Origin of the sequence: Stratiformator vulcanicus (genome assembly GCF_007744515.1) — a bacterium.
Taxonomy (GTDB): Bacteria; Planctomycetota; Planctomycetia; order Planctomycetales; family Planctomycetaceae; genus Stratiformator; species Stratiformator vulcanicus.
This window is the reverse complement of sequence record NZ_CP036268.1, coordinates 246,400-267,272: the sequence shown is the minus strand read 5'-3', so window position 1 is coordinate 267,272 and position 20,873 is coordinate 246,400. Positions and strand designations below refer to the sequence as shown.

Annotated in this window: 21 protein-coding genes; 12 read left to right on the top strand and 9 right to left on the bottom strand. The window is 58.7% G+C overall.

The window, feature by feature from the left end; genetic code table 11:
* Positions 1-41 precede the first annotated feature (41 nt).
* The 5 genes from Pan189_RS01040 to Pan189_RS01020 all read right to left on the bottom strand — a co-directional run bounded on the left by Pan189_RS01040 (position 42) and on the right by Pan189_RS01020 (position 5,257).
* Positions 42-803 (bottom strand): NADH:ubiquinone reductase (Na(+)-transporting) subunit E, encoded by a 762-nt coding sequence (locus Pan189_RS01040; protein ID WP_145362122.1) that lies wholly within the window; start codon positions 801-803, stop codon positions 42-44.
* A 75-nt stretch (positions 804-878) separates the two neighbouring features.
* Positions 879-1,508, bottom strand: a complete 630-nt coding sequence (locus Pan189_RS01035; protein WP_145362121.1) for an NADH:ubiquinone reductase (Na(+)-transporting) subunit D — start codon at positions 1,506-1,508, stop codon at positions 879-881.
* Positions 1,509-1,610: 102 nt separating this feature from the next.
* Complete coding sequence (locus tag Pan189_RS01030) at positions 1,611-2,483, bottom strand: Na(+)-translocating NADH-quinone reductase subunit C (protein WP_145362120.1); 873 nt, start codon at positions 2,481-2,483, stop codon at positions 1,611-1,613.
* Positions 2,473-3,834, bottom strand: a complete 1,362-nt coding sequence (locus Pan189_RS01025; protein ID WP_145362119.1) for an NADH:ubiquinone reductase (Na(+)-transporting) subunit B — start codon at positions 3,832-3,834, stop codon at positions 2,473-2,475. The genes Pan189_RS01030 and Pan189_RS01025 overlap by 11 nt, the downstream gene beginning before the upstream one ends.
* A gap of 76 nt (positions 3,835-3,910) precedes the next feature.
* Entirely contained in the window at positions 3,911-5,257 is a 1,347-nt protein-coding gene (locus tag Pan189_RS01020; RefSeq protein ID WP_145362118.1) for a Na(+)-translocating NADH-quinone reductase subunit A, read from the bottom strand.
* Between the two features lie 574 nt (positions 5,258-5,831).
* On the opposite strand from Pan189_RS01020, the gene Pan189_RS01015 reads away from it, so the two are divergent.
* Positions 5,832-6,548 (top strand): NYN domain-containing protein, encoded by a 717-nt coding sequence (locus tag Pan189_RS01015; RefSeq protein ID WP_145362117.1) that lies wholly within the window; start codon positions 5,832-5,834, stop codon positions 6,546-6,548.
* 45 nt (positions 6,549-6,593) lie between these two features.
* Here the strand turns inward: Pan189_RS01015 and metX are convergent, their stop codons facing one another.
* Together metX and Pan189_RS01005 are read right to left on the bottom strand one after the other, a co-directional pair.
* A complete protein-coding gene (metX, locus tag Pan189_RS01010; RefSeq protein ID WP_145362116.1) occupies positions 6,594-7,847 on the bottom strand; it encodes a homoserine O-acetyltransferase MetX in 1,254 nt (417 codons plus the stop codon).
* Positions 7,848-8,057: 210 nt separating this feature from the next.
* Positions 8,058-8,738 carry an SDR family oxidoreductase gene (locus tag Pan189_RS01005; RefSeq protein ID WP_145362115.1) on the bottom strand — a complete coding sequence of 227 codons (681 nt, stop codon included), beginning with the start codon at positions 8,736-8,738 and terminating at the stop codon, positions 8,058-8,060.
* 149 nt (positions 8,739-8,887) lie between these two features.
* Here Pan189_RS01005 and Pan189_RS01000 point away from each other — a divergent pair, with 149 nt between their 5' ends.
* The 4 genes from Pan189_RS01000 to Pan189_RS00985 all read left to right on the top strand — a co-directional run bounded on the left by Pan189_RS01000 (position 8,888) and on the right by Pan189_RS00985 (position 11,500).
* On the top strand, positions 8,888-9,343 hold the full coding sequence (locus tag Pan189_RS01000) for a rhodanese-like domain-containing protein (RefSeq protein WP_145362114.1): 456 nt from the start codon (positions 8,888-8,890) through the stop codon (positions 9,341-9,343).
* Positions 9,344-9,435: 92 nt separating this feature from the next.
* A complete protein-coding gene (locus Pan189_RS00995) occupies positions 9,436-10,005 on the top strand; it encodes a hypothetical protein (protein WP_145362113.1) in 570 nt (189 codons plus the stop codon).
* Between the two features lie 113 nt (positions 10,006-10,118).
* Positions 10,119-10,844 (top strand): hypothetical protein, encoded by a 726-nt coding sequence (locus Pan189_RS00990; protein WP_145362112.1) that lies wholly within the window; start codon positions 10,119-10,121, stop codon positions 10,842-10,844.
* Positions 10,845-11,026: 182 nt separating this feature from the next.
* Positions 11,027-11,500 carry a CBS domain-containing protein gene (locus Pan189_RS00985; protein ID WP_145362111.1) on the top strand — a complete coding sequence of 158 codons (474 nt, stop codon included), beginning with the start codon at positions 11,027-11,029 and terminating at the stop codon, positions 11,498-11,500.
* Between the two features lie 126 nt (positions 11,501-11,626).
* On the opposite strand, the gene Pan189_RS00980 is transcribed toward Pan189_RS00985, so the two are convergent.
* Positions 11,627-12,106: a thioredoxin family protein gene (locus Pan189_RS00980; protein ID WP_145362110.1), complete on the bottom strand. Its 480-nt coding sequence runs from the start codon at positions 12,104-12,106 to the stop codon at positions 11,627-11,629.
* 543 nt (positions 12,107-12,649) lie between these two features.
* On the opposite strand from Pan189_RS00980, the gene Pan189_RS00975 reads away from it, so the two are divergent.
* The 5 genes from Pan189_RS00975 (at position 12,650) to Pan189_RS00955 (ending at position 17,132) form a co-directional block, all read left to right on the top strand.
* Entirely contained in the window at positions 12,650-13,078 is a 429-nt protein-coding gene (locus Pan189_RS00975; RefSeq protein ID WP_145362109.1) for a zf-HC2 domain-containing protein, read from the top strand.
* Positions 13,079-13,149: 71 nt separating this feature from the next.
* The gene (locus Pan189_RS00970) at positions 13,150-13,920 is read left to right on the top strand and encodes a Crp/Fnr family transcriptional regulator (RefSeq protein WP_145362108.1); all 771 of its coding nucleotides are present in this window, start codon (positions 13,150-13,152) and stop codon (positions 13,918-13,920) included.
* A 168-nt stretch (positions 13,921-14,088) separates the two neighbouring features.
* Positions 14,089-14,697 (top strand): 30S ribosomal protein S4, encoded by a 609-nt coding sequence (rpsD, locus tag Pan189_RS00965; RefSeq protein WP_145362107.1) that lies wholly within the window; start codon positions 14,089-14,091, stop codon positions 14,695-14,697.
* 369 nt (positions 14,698-15,066) lie between these two features.
* A complete protein-coding gene (locus Pan189_RS00960; protein WP_145362106.1) occupies positions 15,067-15,699 on the top strand; it encodes an adenylate kinase family protein in 633 nt (210 codons plus the stop codon).
* Positions 15,700-15,899: 200 nt separating this feature from the next.
* A complete protein-coding gene (locus Pan189_RS00955) occupies positions 15,900-17,132 on the top strand; it encodes a rhomboid family intramembrane serine protease (RefSeq protein ID WP_145362105.1) in 1,233 nt (410 codons plus the stop codon).
* A 57-nt stretch (positions 17,133-17,189) separates the two neighbouring features.
* Here Pan189_RS00955 and Pan189_RS00950 read toward each other — a convergent pair whose 3' ends face one another.
* On the bottom strand, positions 17,190-17,744 hold the full coding sequence (locus tag Pan189_RS00950) for a hypothetical protein (RefSeq protein ID WP_145362104.1): 555 nt from the start codon (positions 17,742-17,744) through the stop codon (positions 17,190-17,192).
* A 276-nt stretch (positions 17,745-18,020) separates the two neighbouring features.
* Here Pan189_RS00950 and cax point away from each other — a divergent pair, with 276 nt between their 5' ends.
* Both cax and Pan189_RS00940 read left to right on the top strand, forming a co-directional pair.
* A complete protein-coding gene (gene cax / locus Pan189_RS00945; protein WP_310820906.1) occupies positions 18,021-19,151 on the top strand; it encodes a calcium/proton exchanger in 1,131 nt (376 codons plus the stop codon).
* A gap of 102 nt (positions 19,152-19,253) precedes the next feature.
* Positions 19,254-20,816: a c-type cytochrome domain-containing protein gene (locus Pan189_RS00940; protein WP_145362102.1), complete on the top strand. Its 1,563-nt coding sequence runs from the start codon at positions 19,254-19,256 to the stop codon at positions 20,814-20,816.
* Positions 20,817-20,873 lie beyond the last annotated feature (57 nt).

Sequence of the window (20,873 nt, the reverse complement as noted above, 5' to 3'; positions counted from 1 at the left end):
ACCGCCTTCATTATAGTCAGACGGTGCTGATTGCCGACGCCTCAGAGCTGAATTCCGGAGAACGACATGAAGGCCAAAGCCATCAAGCCGACCGTGATGAACGTGATCCCCAAACCGCGCAGTGGCGGCGGGACATCACTATATTTCAATTTCTCGCGAATACCGGCCAGCGCGACAATCGCGAGGGCCCAGCCCACGCCAGAGCCGAAGCCGAACACGACGCTGTCTGCAAAATCATAGTCGCGTTCGACCATGAAGAGCGTCCCCCCTAGGATCGCGCAGTTCACCGTAATCAACGGGAGAAAAATACCCAGCGCGTTGTAGAGCGGTGGGAAGAAGCGATCGAGCGTCATCTCCAGAATCTGCACCATCGCCGCGATCACGCCGATGTAACTGATCAAGCCCAAGAACGTGAGGTCGAGGTCCCCGTATTTGAACTCTTTCTCCGCCGACTCTGATTCGACAACGGTCGGAACCGCCGACTCGGTCAACCCGCCAGCCGCGTCATTGCCGGCGGCCGAACCACCGATGTTCGCCGCGTCCAGTTGGTTTGGCTCCGCCTCCGTATCGATCGGAGCTGAGTCCATCCAAGCCAACGCCCCGGGCTTGAGCAGGCCCTGAAAAATCAGGTTGTTCGCCGGCACGGTGATCGTCTGGATCACGATCACAGCGATGCCAAGCCCGATCGCCGTCTTCACGTTCTTCGAGACGGCCAGAAAGGTGCACATCCCAAGGAAGAACGCCAGCGCGAGGTTCTCGACGAACACCGCTTTCATAAACAGCGAGAGATAGTGTTCAATCATAATGACGCACTTGGCTGTAAGGTTTCCGCAAATATTTTCGGACGCTGACAGCCGGACGCTGACAGCCGACAGCTCTTAATTTTCTGCTTCAATTTGATCGGGCTTAAAGTACCGCACGACCCAGATGAAGATTCCGATGATAAAGAACGCACTCGGCGGCAGGAGCATCAACCCGTTGGGCGTGTACCAGCCGCCGTCGGTCGTCTTTTCCATCAAGGTGATGCCGAACAGCGAACCGCTGCCGAATAACTCGCGGAAGAAGCCGACAATCATCAGCACGACCCCGTAGCCGAAGCCGTTCCCGACGCCGTCGAGGAAGCTGATGAAAGGCCCGTTCTTCATCGCGAAGCCTTCGGCGCGGCCCATCACGATGCAATTCGTGATGATCAATCCGACGAACACCGACAACTGCTTGGCGATGTCGGGCAGAAACGCCCGGAGGATCTGATCGACCACGATCACCAAGCTGGCGATGATGGTCATCTGCACGATGATCCGGATGCTGCCGGGGATGTAGTCGCGAATAAATGCGACCGCAGCTCCGGAGCAGCCCGTCACGGCGATCACGGCGATCGACATCACGAGAGATGTCTCGAGCTTGGTCGTCACCGCGAGCGCACTACAGATGCCGAGGATCTGCAGGCCGATCGGGTTGTTATTGAAGACCGGGTCGAACAGCACCGACATCGGTTTCGGTTCAGCCATTGTCTCTTTGCCGGTTCGGGTTCAATCCGCGTCGGAGTCTTCCGACACGCAAAGTGGAATAGCGTCTCAGTTCCGCTCAACAGATTAGTTCCGCTCAACAGATTAGTTCCGCTCAACGGGCAGACTCGCGGTCTGCGACTTCTGATCAGGATCGAGCGACTCAAGGTAATTGCGAAATCCGTATTTGCTCAGCCAGAAATTGACCATCGACTGCACGCCGTTGGATGTAATCGTGGCCCCCGCGAGGGCATCGATATGCGACTCGCCTGAGCCACCTTTATCGACGGAAATCTGCGGGTCCCAATCGCTATTGTAAGCGACTTTGCCGTCCCATTGCTTTTTCCATTTCTCGTTTTCGACTTCGCCACCCAGGCCCGGCGTCTCGCCCTGCTCGTAGTAGGTGATTCCGTTGATCACATACCGCTCCGAGGGGTCCGACTTCGAGGGATCGAACTTCAGTGCCAGAAAGCCGTACATCGTCGACCACAGGCCTTTTCCGCGGATCGGAAGCACGATCTGCTCGATCGACTCGTCTTCCCCTTCGGCCTTGATCAGATAGATTTCGGCAAAACGCACTTCGCGCGGGATCGGATATCCGAACTCGCGTCGGGCAGATTCGTCGACGGCGACCGTCAGATCTTCGCTGCGCTCCGCGGCCCGCTGGTCGTACTCAGCGGGGACGGTGATTTCTTCGCCATCGCTTTCGACGGTTTCGCCCTCTTCAACCGGCTTACCGGTTTCGAGATCAATGATCTCGGGCCGGACACGCGCCTTGTAGACCTCGGTGATCGTCTCATTGGCGACATCCGACTCGACCAACCCGGCTGCCAACAGAACGTTCTTCTGTTTTTCGCGCAGCTTGTTTGCCTCTTGGAAGCTCTTGAGGCCGACCGCGGCGGTCGAAACGACAAGCGAGCAAACCAAGCACAGCAGTGCGGATACCCGGAACACATTACCGACGGAGTTACGCGACACGGGCCAGCCTCCTCTGAATGTTGGCCTGCACGACGAAGTAGTCGATGAGCGGGGCGAAGACGTTACCGAACAGAATGGCCAGCATAATCCCCTCGGGATAGGCCGGATTGATCACACGGATCAGAGCCGTCATGAACCCGATCAAAATACCGTACCACCAGCGACCGGTATTGGTCATCGAGGCCGAGACCGGATCGGTCGCCATATAAACCGCACCGAAGGCGAAGCCACCGATCACCAAGTGATACCACGGCGGTATTTGGAACATCGCGTTCGTCTCGCTGCCGATCAGCCAGAGCGGCAACGTCGTCGCGACGAGACCGATCACGCAGCCGAGCATGATTCGCCAGGAACCGATTCCGACACCGATCAAAATCGCCGCCCCGATCAGACAGGCGAGGGCACTGGTCGAACCGATGCAGCCGGGGATCGTGCCAATAAAGGATGAGAACCAGTCAAACGACCCGGCTCCCATGCCGGAGTACCAATTCTGATAATCGGTGAGGGTCGACCCGCCGTTCGCCCCGAGCCAGGTCAGCATCGTGGCGGAAGACCAGCCATCGACCGTGGCGAAGGTCCCATCCGGCTGTCGGACGATTTGGCTGGCGGCGTTCCAAACCTTGTCGCCGATGACTTCGCCCGGATAAGCGAAATACAGGAACGCTCGGCTCGTCAGGGCAATGTTGAGGAAGTTCTTTCCGGTTCCCCCGAAGATTTCCTTGCCGATCACCACCCCAAATATGATGCCTAACGCGACCTGCCAGAGCGGAATCGTCGCCGGCAGCGTCAGCGGATAGAGCATGCTCGTGACGAGAAAGCCTTCGTTGATTTCGTGCCCGCGAAGTACGGCGAAGATCGCCTCGCACGTGCCCCCGGCAATCAGCGTGATGATATAGATCGGAAGGAACCAGACGGCCCCCTGAATAATGCAGGCCAGCGGGTTATCTGGCGAGTAACCGATGCCGAGCAGTTCGATAATCCAGTAGTGCCAATCGGACCCGGTAACCGACGACACGTTGTAGAGCCCGCCTTCGGTCTCCTCATACGTGATGGTCGTCCCTTCGGGCGCGGCTGCCTGAAACGCCGGGGCGTCGTGCTGCAGGGCAATATTGGCTTGATAGCCGGTGTTCCACAGGCCGAACAGGATCGCAGGCATCAGCGCCACGATCACCAACGACATCATCCGTTTCAGGTCAATGCCGTCGCGGACGTGGCTGCCGGTCGAGGTCACTTCGCCCGGGGTATACAGGAATGTGTCCCCGGCTTCGTACAGGGGATACAACATCTCGAGCTTGCCCCCCTTTTTGAACAGGGGTTCGACAGAGTCGAGAGCCTTTCGCAATGGTTTCATCAGTGATTCGTCTCTCGGAATCGCCTGAGGCTGGTGAGTCTAAGGGCAGAAATTATTGGCTTGGGCGGGCGGAAGATCAGCCTTCGCGCTCGATCTGCGTCAATTGGTCACGAAGTAGCGGGCCGTACTCCGTTTTGCCGGGATCGACGAACGTGCAAAGCGCGACGTCTTCTTCGTCCAACTCCAACGCACCGAGCAATTGGGCCTGCTCCGTATCGCCGGTGATCAGTGCCCGCAGAAAGAAAGTGGCCTCAATATCGAGCGGCATGACGTCTTCGTACATCCCGATCGGCACCATCGCCCGCGGGCTGCCGTGGGTTGAGGTCGTCATGGCGTATTTCTTTTCGGGCACGGCAGAGGATGCGAATATCCGGCGGATCGAGAACTGTTCGAACCCCGGACCCTGCCAGCCGAGGAACTCTCTGTGATGCCCCTCTTCGAGCGCCGAAACCTGCACGTGATATCGACCGAGGAAGCCGTCCTCTTCGCGATACTTCCGACCGTTGAAGACCGAACCGGAGAGCAGCCGAACGTCGTCGCTGCTGCTCAATTCCCCTTCGGTGATCTCCGCCAAATTAGCTCCGACGGGCACCCTCAGCAGCCGAGGCTCTTTCACCACCGGCCCCCCGAAGGCGACGATTCGCTCGGCCGGCAATTCACCGGTGGCGAAGAATCGCCCGATATCGAGCACGTCCGAGTAGTTCAGGTACCAGACCTTTTTCTTTTCGCTGACCGGATCGAGAAAGTGAATGTGCGTGCCAACCAACCCCGCCGGGTGCGGCCCATCGAACTCGCCGACGCGGACGAAATCAAAATCACGCCCCGGCAGTTCAGAGCCGGGCCGGTTGCAGAGGTAGACCGGGCCGTCGGTCAGATGACGCAGGACCTGCAAGCCGTAGCGAAATTCGTCCGGTCGCTCTTTAATCAGCGGAACGGGATCGGCTGCGAGCGGATTGGTGTCGATCGCCGTCACGAAGATCGAATGCGGCACGACCGCCGGATCGGCCACTTTGCTGAAGGGTCGACTGCGAAGGGCCGGCCAGAGCCCGCATTCGAGCAGGGCATCGCGGACCGTCTCACGGCCGAGCGTGGTCAGATCCGAATCGGCGTATGACTGATACTTAACCTGCTCTTCGCCGTCGATCTCGATGATGACCGACTGAAAGGCCCGCTTCGCCCCCCGATTGACGGCGATGACCTTACCGCAGGCGGGCGAGGTATATCGAACCCCCTCGGTCTTCTTATCATCGAACAGGAGCTGGCCACGCTTAACGGCATCGCCTTCAGCGACGGCCATTGTCGGCTTCATACCGACGTAGTCGCCACCGACGATCGCGGCCGTCTTGCAGGTCTTCTGTTCGATCCGCGACTGATCGGGTGCGCCGAGCAGCGGCAGGTTCAATCCCTTGGAAATCTTCACCATGACAGCCGTCTATATCCCGAGTGCAAGCGGAGCAGACTTCCCGCGCACAGGTTAGCTTTGGTGTTGCGTGCTTCCAACTGAACGCCGACCGAACCGGGACCGCTTTGCGGAGGGCGCGGGGCGACTGACAGCACGTCAAGAATTCTCACGTCGACCGACCGGGAATCAAAGGGTATTTCATGCGGCAAGATGACGCATGAAGTTCGTTGATCTATTGGTTCGTGCGACGGCGTCGACTTCCGGACAAAGACGATCTTGATTGAACCGAAGCTCATTCGGATTGTCTCGGTCTTGCAATGACGTCCGATCCGCGAGATCAGATACTTCTCAAGGATGTTCTACGATGTTCTACATGCACCGCGTCACAACTTTTAGGGTCTTGCCAAGCTTGTTCATCGGCTAAGGCGTTGCCAATTCGCAAACCTCGCAAACAACCTCTCTCGTTTTCCGGCGAGCAAGCGATCGTGCTTGACACTCTGAGTCTTGAAACCGATGATTTAGTCAGACATAACGCCCTTGGCCGTACGCGAGTCTCCAAGATCAAGGATTCGCCGATCCCAAGGGCATTCTTTTTATGAAAACGGCTTTGCTGATCGACGGCGAGTTTTTCTTACGTCGAGTTCGAAAGGTTTATGGCGGGGTGACTGCCCAGGAGGCAGCTCATTTTGTTCGAGAGCACGCGACTGGCCACCTGCGACGCCAGCAACGCAAACCGGGCCGGCTCTATCGAATTTTCTTCTACGACTGTCCGCCACTAGCGAAAAAAGTGCATCATCCGATATCGGGTCGGTCGCTCGATTTTTCCAAGACCGACGTGTTTCGATTTCGGACTGATCTTCATCGCGAACTCCTCAAGCTGCGGAAGGTCGCTCTGCGCCGAGGGTTCATCGACGAGAAGCATGGAAGCTGGATTCTCCGCAAAGGTGCTCTCAAAAGCCTCCTGAAGAAAGAGCGAAAGTTCGAAGAGCTCACGGACGATGACTTCTGCTTCGACGTGCGTCAAAAGGGCGTCGACATGCGAATCGGTTTGGATATCGCTTCACTTTCGCTGAAACAACAGGTCGACCAGATCATCCTCATCGCGGGTGACAGCGATTTCGTGCCGGCAGCGAAAATGGCGCGTCGAGAGGGGATTGATTTTATTCTCGACCCGATGTTTGCTCCCATCCGGCCCGACCTCAACGAACACATCGACGGGTTACAGTCGGTTTGCCCAAATCCTCGACAATCGGCTCCTGAGGATAAAACGGAGATTCAGGAGAACGGCACAACGGATCGATCCGAAAATTGATCGGATCCTTTTTAAGCGCAGACAATTCCGTGCATCGCTACGGCTTCAAATCGAATTTGCAACCGGTGCCTGACCTTGACGCCCCGACGTTTTCCGCACGCTCGACAGCGTGCGTTCCAGGAACGGACCGACGGTCGATGCCAATTTCGGAAGTTCCTTCGGGATCAGGAACGCGTCGTGGCCGTAGGGGCTGTCGAATTCGAGGAACGTGACGTCCCGACCGGCTTTGAGCAATGCCCGCACGAGGTCGCGGCTCTGCGACGTCGGGAAGAGCCAGTCGGTCGTGAAGGACGCGACGAGAAAGCGGGCCGACGTTTTTCGAAACGCGTCGGTCAGTGAGCCGTAGTCGTGGGCGAGATCGAAGTAGTCCATCGCCCGCGTCAGGTAGAGGTAGCTGTTGGCGTCGAATCGCTCGACGAACCGCTTCCCCTGATAGTGCAGGTAGCTTTCGACCTGGAACTCGGTCTCCTTCGTCAGGTCATAGGCGAAATGATCGCTGTGCTGCAGACGTCGACCGAACTTCTGCTCGATCGACGACTCCGAGAGGTAGGTGATGTGGGCGATCATCCGGGCGAGGGCGAGGCCGTACTGCGGCTTCTCCCCGCCGTAATAATTACCGCTGTTGAATTTCGGGTCGGCGAGGATCGCCCTTCGACCGACGGTGTTAAACGCGATCCCCTGCGCCGCGAGTTTGGCAGCCGAGGCGAGCACGACGCCCGATTCGAGCATATCGGGATAGCGAGCCGCCCATTCGAGTAACTGCATTCCGCCCAGACTGCCCCCGACGATTGAGAGCAGCTTGTCGACGCCGAGCGATCGCACCAGCTCGGCGTGAACCGTCACCATGTCGCCGATGGTCAAGAACGGGAAGCTCAATCCCCAAGGCTCGTCGGTCGCGGGGTTGATGCTGCCCGGTCCGGTCGTGCCCTGACAGCCTCCGAAGACATTCGCGCAGATGACGTAATACTGATCGGTGTCGATTCCGCGGCCGGGACCGACGAACCGGTGCCACCAGCCCGCCTTTTTCTCATCGAGCGAATGGCGTCCCGCCGCGTGCGCATCACCGGTCAGGGCATGGCACAGAAACACCGCGTTGTCCCGCTCGGGGGACAGTTCGCCGTACGTCTCATAGGCGACGGTGATCGGTCCGATGCGGTCCCCGGAGGCCGTCTTGAGCGGTTCGTTCTCGAACAGTGTGATATGTCGCGTTTCAACCAGTCCGACCTCCGCACCGGAAGCCGGGGCAGCGGGGGGGCCGTCCTGCGTTTCGATGTCGGCGGTCGTCTGATCGGTGGCCATAGAGTATCAGTGCGGCAACGGTGAGAGCGTTCGGGCAGAGCATCATACCGGCCATCCCGGTGACGGGCGAACCGACCTCGGTCAGCCGTCACGACCGATCATCGCGGCGCTAAGCGAATATCCCGTCAGTGTCGCGGGTTCCGGCGGCGATCCTTGCGAATACGCAGGCGTTGTGCGTCTGAGAGCCGCGACAGATAGCAGGAAACTGCTCTAAGCGTTCGGCACGGTCAATGACTGGCCCGAGTCCTCTGGTCCGAGCCCTATCAAATAGGGGACCGCGGCTTTCGCCCAATGTTCCGGCGACGAGTTCGACGTCGTGTCATCCATGACCGTTCGCAGCATGTCGGTATCGACGACACCGGGCGACAGCGGCACGGCCGCCATCCCGGCGGGAAGTTCCAACGCAATCGCTTTCGTCAGTCCTTCGATCGCGAATTTCGACGCGTTATACGCGGAGACATCCGCGCCCGCCGATCGACCCCAGCCCGAACTGAGATTCACGACGACACCGCTCCCTCGGTCGATCAATGCCGGGAGAAAGACCCGAGCCACGTTCGCCACACCTTTGATATTGATGTCGATCACCCGGTCGAACTCGTCAGCCGGAATCTCGTGAAACGGGGCCGGCGAATTGATGATCGCCGCGTTGTTGATCAGCAGGTCCGGACAACCGACCTCAGCCAGCACTCGCTCAGACCACTTTCGCACCGCGTCCCGGTCCGTGACGTCGACCGCCTCGAAATAATGCGGCGAACCGAATTGATCCGAAAGTTCGCGAATGTGTTGTTCGGATCGCCCGCAACCGGCGACGGTCCATCCACGGCTTTGGAATTCCTTAACCATCGCGGCACCGAGGCCGCGGGTCGCTCCGGTGATCACTACCAGTTTCATACCGATATCCTTCGCGGATCGGGTTGCATGATACTCGCCCGTCAATACTTGCTGGTTAACGGTCGCGTCGTGAGACGCTAAACTCGGTCACAGTCCGTTCGAGATCAATCCACAGAGATCAATCCGCCGTTGCGAACCGAGGAGATCACATGTTTGGTTGGTTGCGAATCGTCCCCAACATCCCGCTGATGGCGGGTTCGACGGTTGCCGTCTGCACCGCCTTGGCGGTGCCCTCGGCCGCGTCGGGGCAGCACACCGACGAATCGCTTGATCGAATTCGTGAAAAGATCCGAGCCGGGGACGCCCTCTTGGTCGATGTGCGAGAGAAATCGGAGTGGGAGTCGGGCCACCTCGAACACGCCATCTTCGTACCGCTGAGCGAACTGGCCAAACGCGTTGGCGACGAACAATACCGCGACGCCCTGCGAGAAAAACTCTCTGAGAAAAAAGTTCTCTACACGCACTGCCGCTCGGGCGGGCGATGCGTCATCGCCGCGGAGCCGCTCCGCCGGCTCGGGTATGAGGTCCGACCGCTCAAGCCCGGGTTCAAAGCACTGGTGGAGTCGGGATTCGAACCGGCCGGTCTCGAGCCGGAAGAGCAATAGGTTCCCCGCGTTGCCGAGCGGTCGCGAAGCCAGCTCGGTGAACTGAAAAGACTTCATCTTCATTTACACGCGAACACAAGCAACCGGTCAGCATGAGCCTCGAAACGATTCCGATCGCCTGCGACAATTGCGGGGCGACTCTCGACGTCGGCCCGGCGTCGAACTACGCCACCTGTGCCCACTGCGGGTCCAAGCTCGCCATCCGCCGCACCGAATCGGCCACTTACACTGAACTGCTGGAACGATTGGAAAGTCGAACGGAGCGGATCGAACAGCGGCTCGACGAGTTTGGACAGCTCAGCTCCGTCGAGCAGCTCGACCGCGAGTGGCAGATGGAGCGCGAGAATTTCATGATCACGGGAAAAAATGGGCATCGGCAAGTCCCGACCAAAGGCATGTCGGTGGTCGGGGGCGTGTTCGTCACCTGTTTCGGCATCTTCTGGACGGTGATGGCATTGGCCATTACGGGGGGAATGGCGGCCGTCGGTAGCGGGGCGGGTTTGGGGTTGTTGAGCATCATCCCGCTGATCTTTCCGCTGTTCGGCGTCGCGTTCACGATCGGCGGGATTGTGATTTCGATACACGCCTATCGAAAAGCGGAGGAATATGAAAAAGCGGAGAATCGTTACAAACAGAGGCGACGAGAGCTTGTGACACAGTAGGCTGGAGGGAGTCGGGCGACACCGGAGGTCACGCAAACGCGGGCGCGCCACTTCGGCACGCTCGCTCAATTAAACGAAGCGCTTCTGGATGAGCCTCGCACCGGAGTGTTGCCATGGAATCGATCACGCTACCTTGCAACGAATGCGGCCAGTCGCTGCGTGTCCCGGTCGTCGCGAAGTTTCTGCGCTGCAATAGCTGCGGCGCTCATTTGAGAGTGCGGCGAGAAGCGGATGTGACGATCGCGGAGTCGGTCGACGAGTCGGGAGCCGGACGCGGAAATCCGGCCTCAGCCATGATCAACGGTGCAGGGCGGGAATCGCCAGCGGGGGAAGCGGCTCCAGTCGATACGCATACCGATCAGGCTTCAAATCCGGTGGCCTCCCGATTCCATGCGGGGGGCCCGGTGGCGACAGCCGACATCCAGCCACCCGCGTCGGTCGTTTCGCAAGTCCCCGATCCGCAGCAACCCGCCTTCGCGCCGCGGGTCGACAAGGAAATTTGGAGGGAAGCCCTGATCGCACTCGACAACGATTGGGATGTCGAAATGCAATCGCTCGGCGGTCTTGACGTCTCTGACAGCAGCTTGGGCGGCCGATCGATTCTTGCGATCTGGGGTATCTGGGCCTTCTTCAGTGCGCTGGCGATCGGAATCGGGTTCTATCTGTTCTCAGGGTTCGGAGTTGTCGCGATTGCAATTTCGGTGCTGCTGGCGATCGCTCTGGCGACCTGGCTGCAACAGGCCTCCGCGGCATGGAACGAGTCGGATCACTTTCGGACGGCTGAGAAACGGTATCAGCAGCGACGAGAGATCCTGCTCTCAAAGCTTAATACCCCATAGCGCAGATGGACGAGGCGTCTGCCGCAATTCCGCCAACGCATCAAAAAGTGTTTGACTAACTGGACGACCCTCGGTAGCGTGGACGAGTTGCGCCTGCGTTGCATTGACGCAGAGCCGCGCCATTTCTTCTCGTCGCTCGACGGGCCGACTCGCATTCGCGTCTTCAATTGGAGGTCTGACCGATGATGCATTCATTGACTGCACGCAACATCATGGTGACTCGGCTCGTCACCCTGAAAGCCGGGATGGATGTCTATGCGGCGATCGCGACGTTGCTGAAGCACCGCATCTCGGGGGCACCGGTGCTCGACGAGAACGGCGATTACATCGGCGTCTTCTCGGAAAAATGCAGCATGCGGGTCATTTTGGACGCCGCTTGCGAATCGCTGCCGCAGGCGATCATCGACCCCTTCATCGATCGACACGCCAAGACGGTCGATCCGGACACCGACATCCTTTCAATCGCGCAGATGTTCGAAGAAATGCCCTGTCGTCGCCTGCCCGTACTCGAAGACGGGAAGGTCGTCGGTCAGGTCAGTCGACGCGATCTGCTCCGCTCAGTGCATGACATGCTGCTCGTCGCACCGGCGGGGCGGGACTCCGACCTGCTTTATCTGAGTTCGTTGATGGATCGCAACGATTCGCCGATCTCGTAGTTCTTGACGCAACACTACTATTGGGCCCAACTGGGCCTAACGCGCTGACCAAACGAACAAAGACGCATCCGAGCGGATGCGTCTTTGTGTTTTGTAGCCCAGTCAGTTCGATCGATAGCGGCTTGATCAGTTGCGTCTCGGCCCGACGCCCGCGGCGATCGGGTTTGCCCGCATGTAAGCCCGCGCGATGTTCGGGTGAAACTTCTCGGCGTCCTGAAATCCCTTGATGTTCGCGACAATATTGCCGCGAGGATCGACGATCACCGTGGAAGGGTACGCCTTGATTTCCAACTCTTTCATCAATTCCGGGTGCTCATCGGCATCGACGACCAGCGGCACAAAGCGCGTTGATACGAGGTCGGCAACGTCCTGATCGGTATAGGTCGTGCGGAGCATTTTCTTGCAGAAGCCACACCATTCCGCGGTCACCTGAATCATCAGCGGTTTTTTTGTGCGGACGGCTTCGGCCACGGCGCCTTCGAGATCAGTGCGCCATTCGATTTTGCCGGTCGGCGGAGCAGCGTGTGCGGCGACCCCCACTCCCAGCACGGCCAGCGCGATCGACAAAGGAATTGCCGAGGGAAAGAACAGCTTTTTCGTGGCCATGGGTCGGTACTCCGATACGGGATGGGTACTTTATTGATTCGTCTGTCTGTGAGATCGTCCTTGAGGCCCGTCTCACACCGTGAGACGGTTCACAAAAACTCGTTTCAACGGATTTCGGTTTGCGAAGCTGGGAAAGAATGCGGTCCCACAGACGTGATTCGGAAGGGGAGGCGCGGCGCTGATCGTGGAAGGGGCCAGTGTCATAGAAGAAAAAGCCTGTTGCGCGAAGTGCTGGCGAATCGCTCAATCGAGCGGATTCCTCATGCAATCAACGCCAGACGACACGTCCACTCCATGATTTGAATCGCGATACCATTGGACAGTTCAGTGAAGTGTCTCACAGATACGTGACCAGAAACGGTCGATACTCAAGGTTCTAGAGCCGGTCCCGGCTAACTGTAGCGGCTATCGAACGCACAATGCCTGCAAAATCGAAAGAATCGCCGCCGGACACCGCTACACCTTGGGGGGACTCCGCACTCGCCCAAAAGGAAAGCCTGAGCGTCTGATTTAGAAACCCATTTATTGAGCCAATTGAATCACATGTCCTCAGGAACGCAGTCAGCCCCCCATTGGGAACCCTGCAATCGGGATGAGATCGGTGAAATGGTCTCGGGCCTGCGCCGGAAGCGGACCGTGCGAACCGCGGCGCGGGCATCGATCGCCGCGGCCGCCATTTTGATTGCGGTTGCGGTCCCGTTCGCGGCGGTCAACGCGTTGCGGCACAACCCACTGATCGCCGGAATCCGCTGCGATGAAGTTCGAGAATCACTCGACCTGTATATCGCCAGCGACCTCTCCGCTGAAAAGTCGGACCAGATCACGGCCCATTTGGAGAAGTGCCCGCCGTGCCGCTCGCTCTTCGAATCGAAGATCGGCGGGGGTGAGCCGGAAATTTCGAATGCATTATTTCCGGCGGAGCGTCCGATTTTCGCCGTTCGGCAGCCCATCTCCAACCTGAGTTACTGGTAATCTGATTGTTCGAGTAGTCTGAGTTTCGAATACTTCACGGCAATCAGTCGGACGCGGGCAGGTCGTTCTTTATGGACCAGCGGTACTGGCATCTTCGGAGCAGTCAGCTCTTCGAGCGACTCAATTCCGAGCAGATCACGCGACTCGAGCGTACCTCCCGGTCGAAGAGTTTTGCCAAGGGCGAACTCGTCTATCTTCCGTCGGACGAGGCGGATTGTGTCATTCTCACCGTTTCGGGTCGTATCAAGCTCTACACCATCACCTCTGACGGCAAACAGGCCGTCCTCGCGTTTATCGACCCGGGCGAAGTGTTCGGGGAATTGCCCGTCGTCACCGGCGGGCAGCGCGACGAATACGCCGAGGCGATGGAGCGGACGACGTTGGTGATCGTCCCCGGTTCGGAAATCCGGCACCTGATGGGCAATCACCCCGATTTCATGTTCGGAATCACGAAGTTGATCGGCTTGAGACGTCAGCGATTCGAGCGACGGTTGAAGTCTCTCCTGTTTCGCTCGAATCGAGAGCGACTGGCCCACCTGCTCGTCGAACTGGCTCAGCAATACGGTCTCCGAAACGGTCATTCTGAGATCGAGTTGTCGCTGAAGCTGTCTCATCAGGAACTCGCCAACGTGATCGGCAGCACGCGTGAGTCGGTGACGCTTCTGCTGGGCGATTTGCAGGTTGAGAATCTGATCGCCATCCGACGCCGGCGAATCGTGATCAGAGATCTGCCGGCGCTGGCGGCCGAAGTCGATCAACCGGTTCCGACGATCGCGAACGGCACCCGTACTGAAGGCACGGCTTCGCTCACGAACCGGCCGAAGTCCGGCACAACGAAGTGAGCGAGCCCGCTCACTTCGACCCCTCCGCAGTCGCCCCCGGCGGAGCACGGTTGAAAATGAAGTCGTGCCGATTTATTCTCTCGGACTTCTCTCCGCCCGCGGACGACTTTTTGCGGGCGGATCCGCTTACATTACGTCTGCCAGAGTGCGTCACACGGGAGTTAGAGGATGGGTCGTTACACCGGGCCGAAAGGTCGAAAGAACCGGCGCTTGGGATTCCAAGTGTTTGAGTCGGCCGGTGCCGTCAAAGCGCTGGATCGCCGACCCGTTCCGCCCGGCCCGACCGTCCGGCGGCGTAAGATGTCGAACTACGGCACCGCGCTGATCGAAAAGCAGAAGATCCGTTACTACTACGGGTTACGTGAAAAGCAACTGCGGAAGTACTTCGATCAGGCCCGCAGAATGAAGGGCAACACGGGGGAAAATCTCCTGATCCTGTGCGAACGACGTCTCGACAACGTGATCCGCCGCGCCGGCTTCACGCTGACCCGTCCGCAGGCCCGGCAGGGGATCGCTCACCGGCACTTCCAGGTCAACGGCACAACCGTCGGTACGCCGTCGATCGTCGTGCGTCCGGGGGATGTGATCACCGTTCGGAATCGATCGAACCTGAAGGGGATTTATTCCGAAATCGCCGCCGCCGATATGTCACAGCGGGCGAGCTGGGTCACATTTGAGCCGGGAGACCTGCGAGCGGTCGTGACGCAAGTCCCGACATTCGAAGATGTCAGCCTGCCGGTCGACGTCGGTGCTGTTGTCGCGTTCCTGTCGCGGTAATCCAGATTCACCGGACAGTTCGACTTCAATCCGATGCCCGTGCGCCATACAGAAGTGCGGCGACGTAGCGCAGTTGTTGCCCGTCAGCCGGGCGTTTAGACTCTGACGTCGCGTGGGACCGTCGGGTCGACTGGGACAGCACTTTCGCAGCCTCACGGAAGTCGAACTCGTGACTGCGTGGTGCAGGTGTCGCCGGCGACAAGATATCGCTGTGGGCTTTAGAGAGACGCCGTCGACCGCCACTCAGTTTGCGTTTTGATTCGTTCAAACTGATCCACAAACACGACTTCGCGAATTGATGTTTTTCGTCCCTGCCCGGGCGCCGATCGGGCACGGAAATCTGATGACGCTGCTTGATACGGTTTGCCCATGTCTCAGAACGGTCGCTACAAAGCCGCTTTGCTCTTCGGTGCGCCCGGTGTGGGTAAAGGCACTCAGGGTAAGATTCTCGGACTCGTGCCCGGCTTCTTCCACCTGTCGTCCGGCGACGTTTTTCGTTCGATCGACATCGAATCGGACGAAGGGCAGGTGATATACAAGTATATTTCGAAGGGGGAACTCGTCCCCGATGACCTCACGGTCAAAATCTGGCGCAAGGCCCTTGAAGCCTATATCTTCCTCTCGCGGTTCAAGCCCCGCGAAGACCTCCTGATCCTCGACGGCATTCCGCGAAACGTGCATCAGGCGGAGATGATTTCGGAAGTCATCGACGTGCGGGCGGTCGTCCACCTGACCTGCCTCGACCTCGATCAGATGGTCGACCGCATCAAACGCCGTGCGATTCGTGAGAGTCGCGTCGATGATGCCAACGAATCGATCATCCGCCATCGGTTCAACGTGTACGAGCAGGACACCGCGCCCGTCCTGAATTGCTACCCCGATGAAATGATCAATTCGATCGATGCGATGGGATCGCCCGCGATGGTGCTGACCAAGGTGCTTGAGGTCGTAGGCCCGGTTCAAGAAGAGATTTTTCGGGCGAATGCGGCGGCCAAGCAGTAGCAGTTCAAGCGGCCGAAGACGAAGTGCTAGCCCGTTTATTCGCATTAGCTCGGTCTTAAATTGGGACAATTGGTCCCCGCGAACTCGCTCGAGTCCGCGAACCAAGCTCTCGCCCGGCTTTTTTGTTGAACTGAACGGGGCCGCGAGCGTTATGCTTAAACCGACTCGCCTCGTTTTCAATTCGCCCGCCGCGGTTCGCGATGATTCCGCTTAAGACCGACGCCCCGATCTACCACTGGCCGTGGATGACGGTCGCCCTGATCGTGGCCAACATCGGCGTCGCCGCCTACACCGGCCTCGGATTTCGAGACGGGGGCGAGATCGGCCTGCAACTCGCATTCGGCGAAGGATTGCGGCCCTGGGAATGGGTCACGTCCAACTTCGTGCATTACGACCCGATGCATCTAGTCGGGAACATGATCTTCCTGTGGGGATTCGGGTTGGTCGTCGAGGGCAAGCTCGGCTGGTGGCGGTATCTGATCATCTACCTGTCGATCGGGGCGATCGAGTGCGCGATTACCCAAACGATCGCCCTGGGCTACAGCGGTCCGGCAGGCGGCGCGGCCGGAGCTTCCGCAATCATCTACGGATTGCTGGCGATCTGTGTCGTCTGGGCACCGAAGAATGAGGTGACGGTGCTGGTACTGCTGCCGACATTTCGACTCTTCGCGGTGTTCATCTTTGAGATTTCGATCCTGACCTTCTGCGGCCTTTATATCGCGATGGAGGCCGTCTTCCTCGTGCTGACAGGCTTCGAACTGAGCGGCATCCTATCTCACGTCATCGGTGCCGCGCTTGGCGCGGTCGTTGGCGTCGTGATGCTGAAAAATAACTGGGTCGACTGCGAGAACTGGGATTTGTTCGCCGTCTGGAACAACACGCACGGCAATCCGAAAGAGTTCGACTCCTACCGCTATCGCGATTACGGGAATGAGACGAGTTGGTCATCAAGCGACCGGGATAAGGACGCATCGCCGACAGCCGATCCGAAGTCCGAACGTCGGCGAACAAAGGCCGAGGCCCCGCTGCGGCGACTGCGTCGCTTTCTCGATTCGGGCAACGCCGTCGCCGCGGTCGGTGAGTTGGACAAGTTGATCGCGTCGAACCCTTCGTTCCGGCTGGGCGCCGATGATCTCTACCTGCTAGCAGACGGCATCTATCGCGAAAAACACTGGGAAGACGCCCGGCCCCTGTTGACCGAGTATTTGCAGCGCTTCGCGGCGACCGATCGCACGAAGACGCTCAAGGTCCGGCTCAAACTGGCTCGATTGCTCGTCGACCACTCCGACCGCCCCGATCTCGCCCGCAAGGCGTTACGTCCGATTCGCCGCGACGATCTCTCGGTGTCTCAGCAAAAGGCGTTCGACCAACTGCGGGCACGGGTGCGCGACAAATTGGAGCACTCCGCCGAGGGGGGCGGTTCGCTGGGGTGAGAGCGACGCTTCGCATCGACATGCAAAGTGCCATCGGATTTCGAGACGCTTCGTCGATCATTTGGGACAAGCGGCTGATCGGGCGGGCACGGCTTTTGAGAACAGAATCAGACGTAGATCGCGTCGTTGGCAGAATGACCGCACTTCTGAGCCGCAAAGCCGGGTCCCTGTAAACGGTCGCCCTGTCGCTCGGCTCTTCATCCAAGCCCGCGACGTCGCCAGCATCGGGCTTTTGCCTTCCGCCTTGAGCAAGGCTGTCGCGATTTCTTCCAGGAATTTTGGCAGCCCCGTACTCGCGACGACGCTCGGATCGAGTTTGCGGGACATCTGCCGATAGAGGTCCCATGCCTCGGCCGGAAGCACCACCTGGCGCGGCCGCTCGCGCTGCGATTGCTCAACGACTTCGACGTTCGTTTCGATCGAGAGGTCGTCCGGCAGAGGGCGGGGCTCAAGGTGAAATCGCTCCGCGAGCGCGTTGTGCTCCCCGTTCTCGCTGAAACCGAACAGAATCGCGTGCAGTTCCCGGCTCACGTTCAATTCGAGCCGAGGCAGCGCGCAGTCCCAGCCCGCGGACCTGCGACGTTCCAGAAATGCATCAACTTTGAAAGACATGCCGAATGGCTCCGTGGCGCAGTGTCAGAACGACATCTACGACGACCGGGCCCGCATCAGAGTTTAGGTCATGAAATCGCCCGCCAAAGATGAATTCCCGGCTTTTCGGCGCAGGGCAGTTCGCTTCGGCTGGCACCGGTCTCGTAGTGTGTTGAGGCGACATCGCGTTCAACTTCGGTGTAAACTCCGAGCCGGCGGCGCAACGATCTCCGATTCATCGGAGGAATGCGAATCCCGTTCAATGTAAGACGCGCGACGCGCTTCCAAGAATCCCTCATGAACACTGACGCCGACCAGCCCCGCGCCTTCCTCGCGACAATCCCCAAGTTGTCGTACCTGCTGATATTCCTGCCGGTGGTCATCGTGCTGAAAATCGCACACGCCGACCCGATCGCGATTTTCATCTGCTCGGGAATCGCCATTCTCGGCACGGTGACGCTGATCGGAAAAGCGACCGAGGAAATCGCCGTGTATGCCGGCCCGCTGTGGGGCGGGCTGCTCAACGCGACGTTCGGCAACATTACCGAACTCATTATCGCGATGTTCGGGCTCGTCGCGGGCCCGACGATGTACCCGGTCGTACTGGCGAGCATCACGGGGTCGATTCTCGGCAACCTGCTGCTGGTGCTCGGCGCCGCAATGCTTTACGGCGGAACGAAGTACCAGACGCAGAGTTTCAGCCGGACCGGCGCCCACGTCAACGTCGGCATGTTGTGGGTCACGCTGATTATGCTCAGCGTGCCGACGGTTATCACGCTGCTCCCGCAGGTCGACCCGGTCTTCGTCGAGCATCCGGAGTGGGCGAGCACGTTCGTGCAGGAATCGTCACTGACCGCGGCGATCCTGTTGCTGATTCTCTACGGGCTGACGCTCGTGTTTTCGCTCCGGACGCATCGCTTTCTGCTCCGCCCCGATGTCGAGCATCACGAAACCGCTGAGTGGTCCAAGGAACTCTCGGCCGGGATATTGCTGGGGGCGACGCTGTGCGTGGCCTTCCTTTCGGAATCGTTCGTCGGCGCGATCGAGCACATGCGGGAAGCCGGGACGCTTCAAATGAGCGAACTGTTTATCGGCGTGATTATCGTCGCGGTCGTCGGCAATGCGGCCGAAGGGATGGTCGCGGTGTGGGTCGCCCGCGACAACAAGATGGAACTCAGCTTTCAAATCGCGATGGGCTCGTGCCTGCAGGTGGCGTTGCTCGTCGCTCCGGTGCTCGTGATCGCATCGTATTTTCTCGCCTCCGAACCGATGTCACTGACATTCAGCCTGTTCGAGATCGCATCGCTCGGGGCGGCGGTACTCGTCAGTTCGGCTGCCCTCAACGATGGCGAGTCAAATTGGATTGAAGGGGCGATGTTCCTGGCGGTTTACTTGTTCTTCGCGGTCGTGTTCTGGTTTCACCCGTGATGAACAGCGGCTTGCAAGAAATTCATATCGGTAGGGCGTGACTCCGCCGTGCTGATCGCTATCGTTCAATGCAGTTGCTCCCGGCGTCTTTTGTCCTTCGCCATGCCTTACGTTCTCCGAATCGCACTCTGCCTGGTCGCGACCGCCTCTTGCGGTCTTGCCTGCCTTGCCACCGCTAAAGACTCTGCCGCCGCCCCGCCGATTGAAGCGCAGCGTCCCACGCAGGCCGAATCCGACTCGGCGACGAAGTTGAGCGAAACTGCGGACATCGATTTCGTCACTGATGTCCGCCCGATCTTCGCCCGCCACTGCTATCAATGTCACGGACCGCTTCACGATAAAGGCGGGCTGAGGCTGCACACGCGCCAGTTCGCTCAAGCCGGTGGTCATTCCGGGATCGCACTCTTGGGGGGTGACCTCGATTCGAACGAAATTCTGTCACGTGTCTTAAGTAACGACCCCAACTACAGGATGCCTCGCGATACCGAAAGACTATCTGATGACGAGCTCGCCATACTGGAGCGGTGGGTTGCCGAGGGTACCAATTGGCCGGATGATCTTAAGTTCGAGCAAAATCCTCTTTTAGAGAGTGCCGATTCCGAGTTTAGCCCACCCCCATTGTGGGTTCTCATTCTGAGTGCGGATTGGATCGATTCACTATTCACCTTCGCGTCTGCGATTCCCCATTTGTTTGGGCTGTCCGCCACCTGTCTTTGCGTGTTGATTGTCTTAGCGATCGCGCAACGATACGAGCGCGAATTGCAGAAGAAAAATAGAACGCCCCCATCATGGTTAGGCAAAGCGGCTGCCGGAATCGGACGCCGCAGTGGATTGCTGCTGATATTGACAACCGTAACCCTCGGGTTGCTCGGTCGAATTTTCGTTCTCGACAAACAAGTAGCCCTGATCCCGATACTCGAATCCCGCGTGAGCGAGTTAAACACACAGGTTGCCGAATTATCCGGGAAAACTCTTTCGACCACCGATCTTTATGGGAACCCGCCACTGCCCGTCCGGATGACACACCCGCGGCGTACGGAGCACACTTACTATCGCGGCAACAACGAACGCGACCCGAAATTATTTAATCAAGGCAACTACGCGACGGCGATCTTCGAAATTTCACTCATCGGACCGAATCGCGAGACGCTAGTTCCCGGCAATGAATTCCCGTCGGGAAACGCTGCTTCTGTGAACATCCAAATTCGCCGCGCCCCCAACGCCACGAAAGAACTCTTTAAGCCTGAAATCTTTAATCGGGTGCTCGTCAGCGAGACCTACGATCGATCGAAGGCGGAAGAGGACTCGAATTCGTTGACATTCAAAACGATTGAGCCGTTTGAGGCCTTCGAGGTTGCTTACCCAATCAGTCAACACGAAGAGTTAGACGATTGCGACCTAAGCGGTGTGATTTATATCTACACGGGAAATCGCCCGGCCTTCGCCGCTTCCTATCGTTTAAAGGTCGATTCCGGCATCGTATCTGACGAATCAGAAATTTGGATGAACCACCTCTACGCAGCAGCTTTCTTACCTCCGCCGATCGAGGAAGGAAAGATTCCGCACAGCGAATGGTTCGACTGGCGACCCCTTCCAATCATCGATGCACCGCAAACCGAAGATGAAGACCTCTTAGGCATTACCGAACACTACGGGGACATGTGAGGGAGTTGACTGACAGCGCGCAAATAAAGCGGGAAGGCCTCCGGTGCCTTCCCGCCT

Excerpts from the sequence above, each read along its gene's own strand:
- Pan189_RS01040 (WP_145362122.1), bottom strand. The coding sequence starts at position 803 with ATGATTGAACACTATCTCTCGCTGTTTATGAAAGCGGTGTTCGTCGAG.
- Pan189_RS01035 (WP_145362121.1), bottom strand. The coding sequence starts at position 1,508 with ATGGCTGAACCGAAACCGATGTCGGTGCTGTTCGACCCGGTCTTCAAT.
- Pan189_RS01025 (WP_145362119.1), bottom strand. The coding sequence starts at position 3,834 with ATGAAACCATTGCGAAAGGCTCTCGACTCTGTCGAACCCCTGTTCAAA.
- Pan189_RS01020 (WP_145362118.1), bottom strand. The coding sequence starts at position 5,257 with ATGGTGAAGATTTCCAAGGGATTGAACCTGCCGCTGCTCGGCGCACCC.
- Pan189_RS01015 (WP_145362117.1), top strand. The coding sequence starts at position 5,832 with ATGAAAACGGCTTTGCTGATCGACGGCGAGTTTTTCTTACGTCGAGTT.
- metX (WP_145362116.1), bottom strand. The coding sequence starts at position 7,847 with ATGGCCACCGATCAGACGACCGCCGACATCGAAACGCAGGACGGCCCC.
- Pan189_RS01005 (WP_145362115.1), bottom strand. The coding sequence starts at position 8,738 with ATGAAACTGGTAGTGATCACCGGAGCGACCCGCGGCCTCGGTGCCGCG.
- Pan189_RS01000 (WP_145362114.1), top strand. The coding sequence starts at position 8,888 with ATGTTTGGTTGGTTGCGAATCGTCCCCAACATCCCGCTGATGGCGGGT.
- Pan189_RS00995 (WP_145362113.1), top strand. The coding sequence starts at position 9,436 with ATGAGCCTCGAAACGATTCCGATCGCCTGCGACAATTGCGGGGCGACT.
- Pan189_RS00990 (WP_145362112.1), top strand. The coding sequence starts at position 10,119 with ATGGAATCGATCACGCTACCTTGCAACGAATGCGGCCAGTCGCTGCGT.
- Pan189_RS00985 (WP_145362111.1), top strand. The coding sequence starts at position 11,027 with ATGATGCATTCATTGACTGCACGCAACATCATGGTGACTCGGCTCGTC.
- Pan189_RS00980 (WP_145362110.1), bottom strand. The coding sequence starts at position 12,106 with ATGGCCACGAAAAAGCTGTTCTTTCCCTCGGCAATTCCTTTGTCGATC.
- Pan189_RS00975 (WP_145362109.1), top strand. The coding sequence starts at position 12,650 with ATGTCCTCAGGAACGCAGTCAGCCCCCCATTGGGAACCCTGCAATCGG.
- Pan189_RS00970 (WP_145362108.1), top strand. The coding sequence starts at position 13,150 with ATGGACCAGCGGTACTGGCATCTTCGGAGCAGTCAGCTCTTCGAGCGA.
- rpsD (WP_145362107.1), top strand. The coding sequence starts at position 14,089 with ATGGGTCGTTACACCGGGCCGAAAGGTCGAAAGAACCGGCGCTTGGGA.
- Pan189_RS00960 (WP_145362106.1), top strand. The coding sequence starts at position 15,067 with ATGTCTCAGAACGGTCGCTACAAAGCCGCTTTGCTCTTCGGTGCGCCC.
- Pan189_RS00955 (WP_145362105.1), top strand. The coding sequence starts at position 15,900 with ATGATTCCGCTTAAGACCGACGCCCCGATCTACCACTGGCCGTGGATG.
- Pan189_RS00950 (WP_145362104.1), bottom strand. The coding sequence starts at position 17,744 with ATGTCTTTCAAAGTTGATGCATTTCTGGAACGTCGCAGGTCCGCGGGC.
- cax (WP_310820906.1), top strand. The coding sequence starts at position 18,021 with ATGAACACTGACGCCGACCAGCCCCGCGCCTTCCTCGCGACAATCCCC.
- Pan189_RS00940 (WP_145362102.1), top strand. The coding sequence starts at position 19,254 with ATGCCTTACGTTCTCCGAATCGCACTCTGCCTGGTCGCGACCGCCTCT.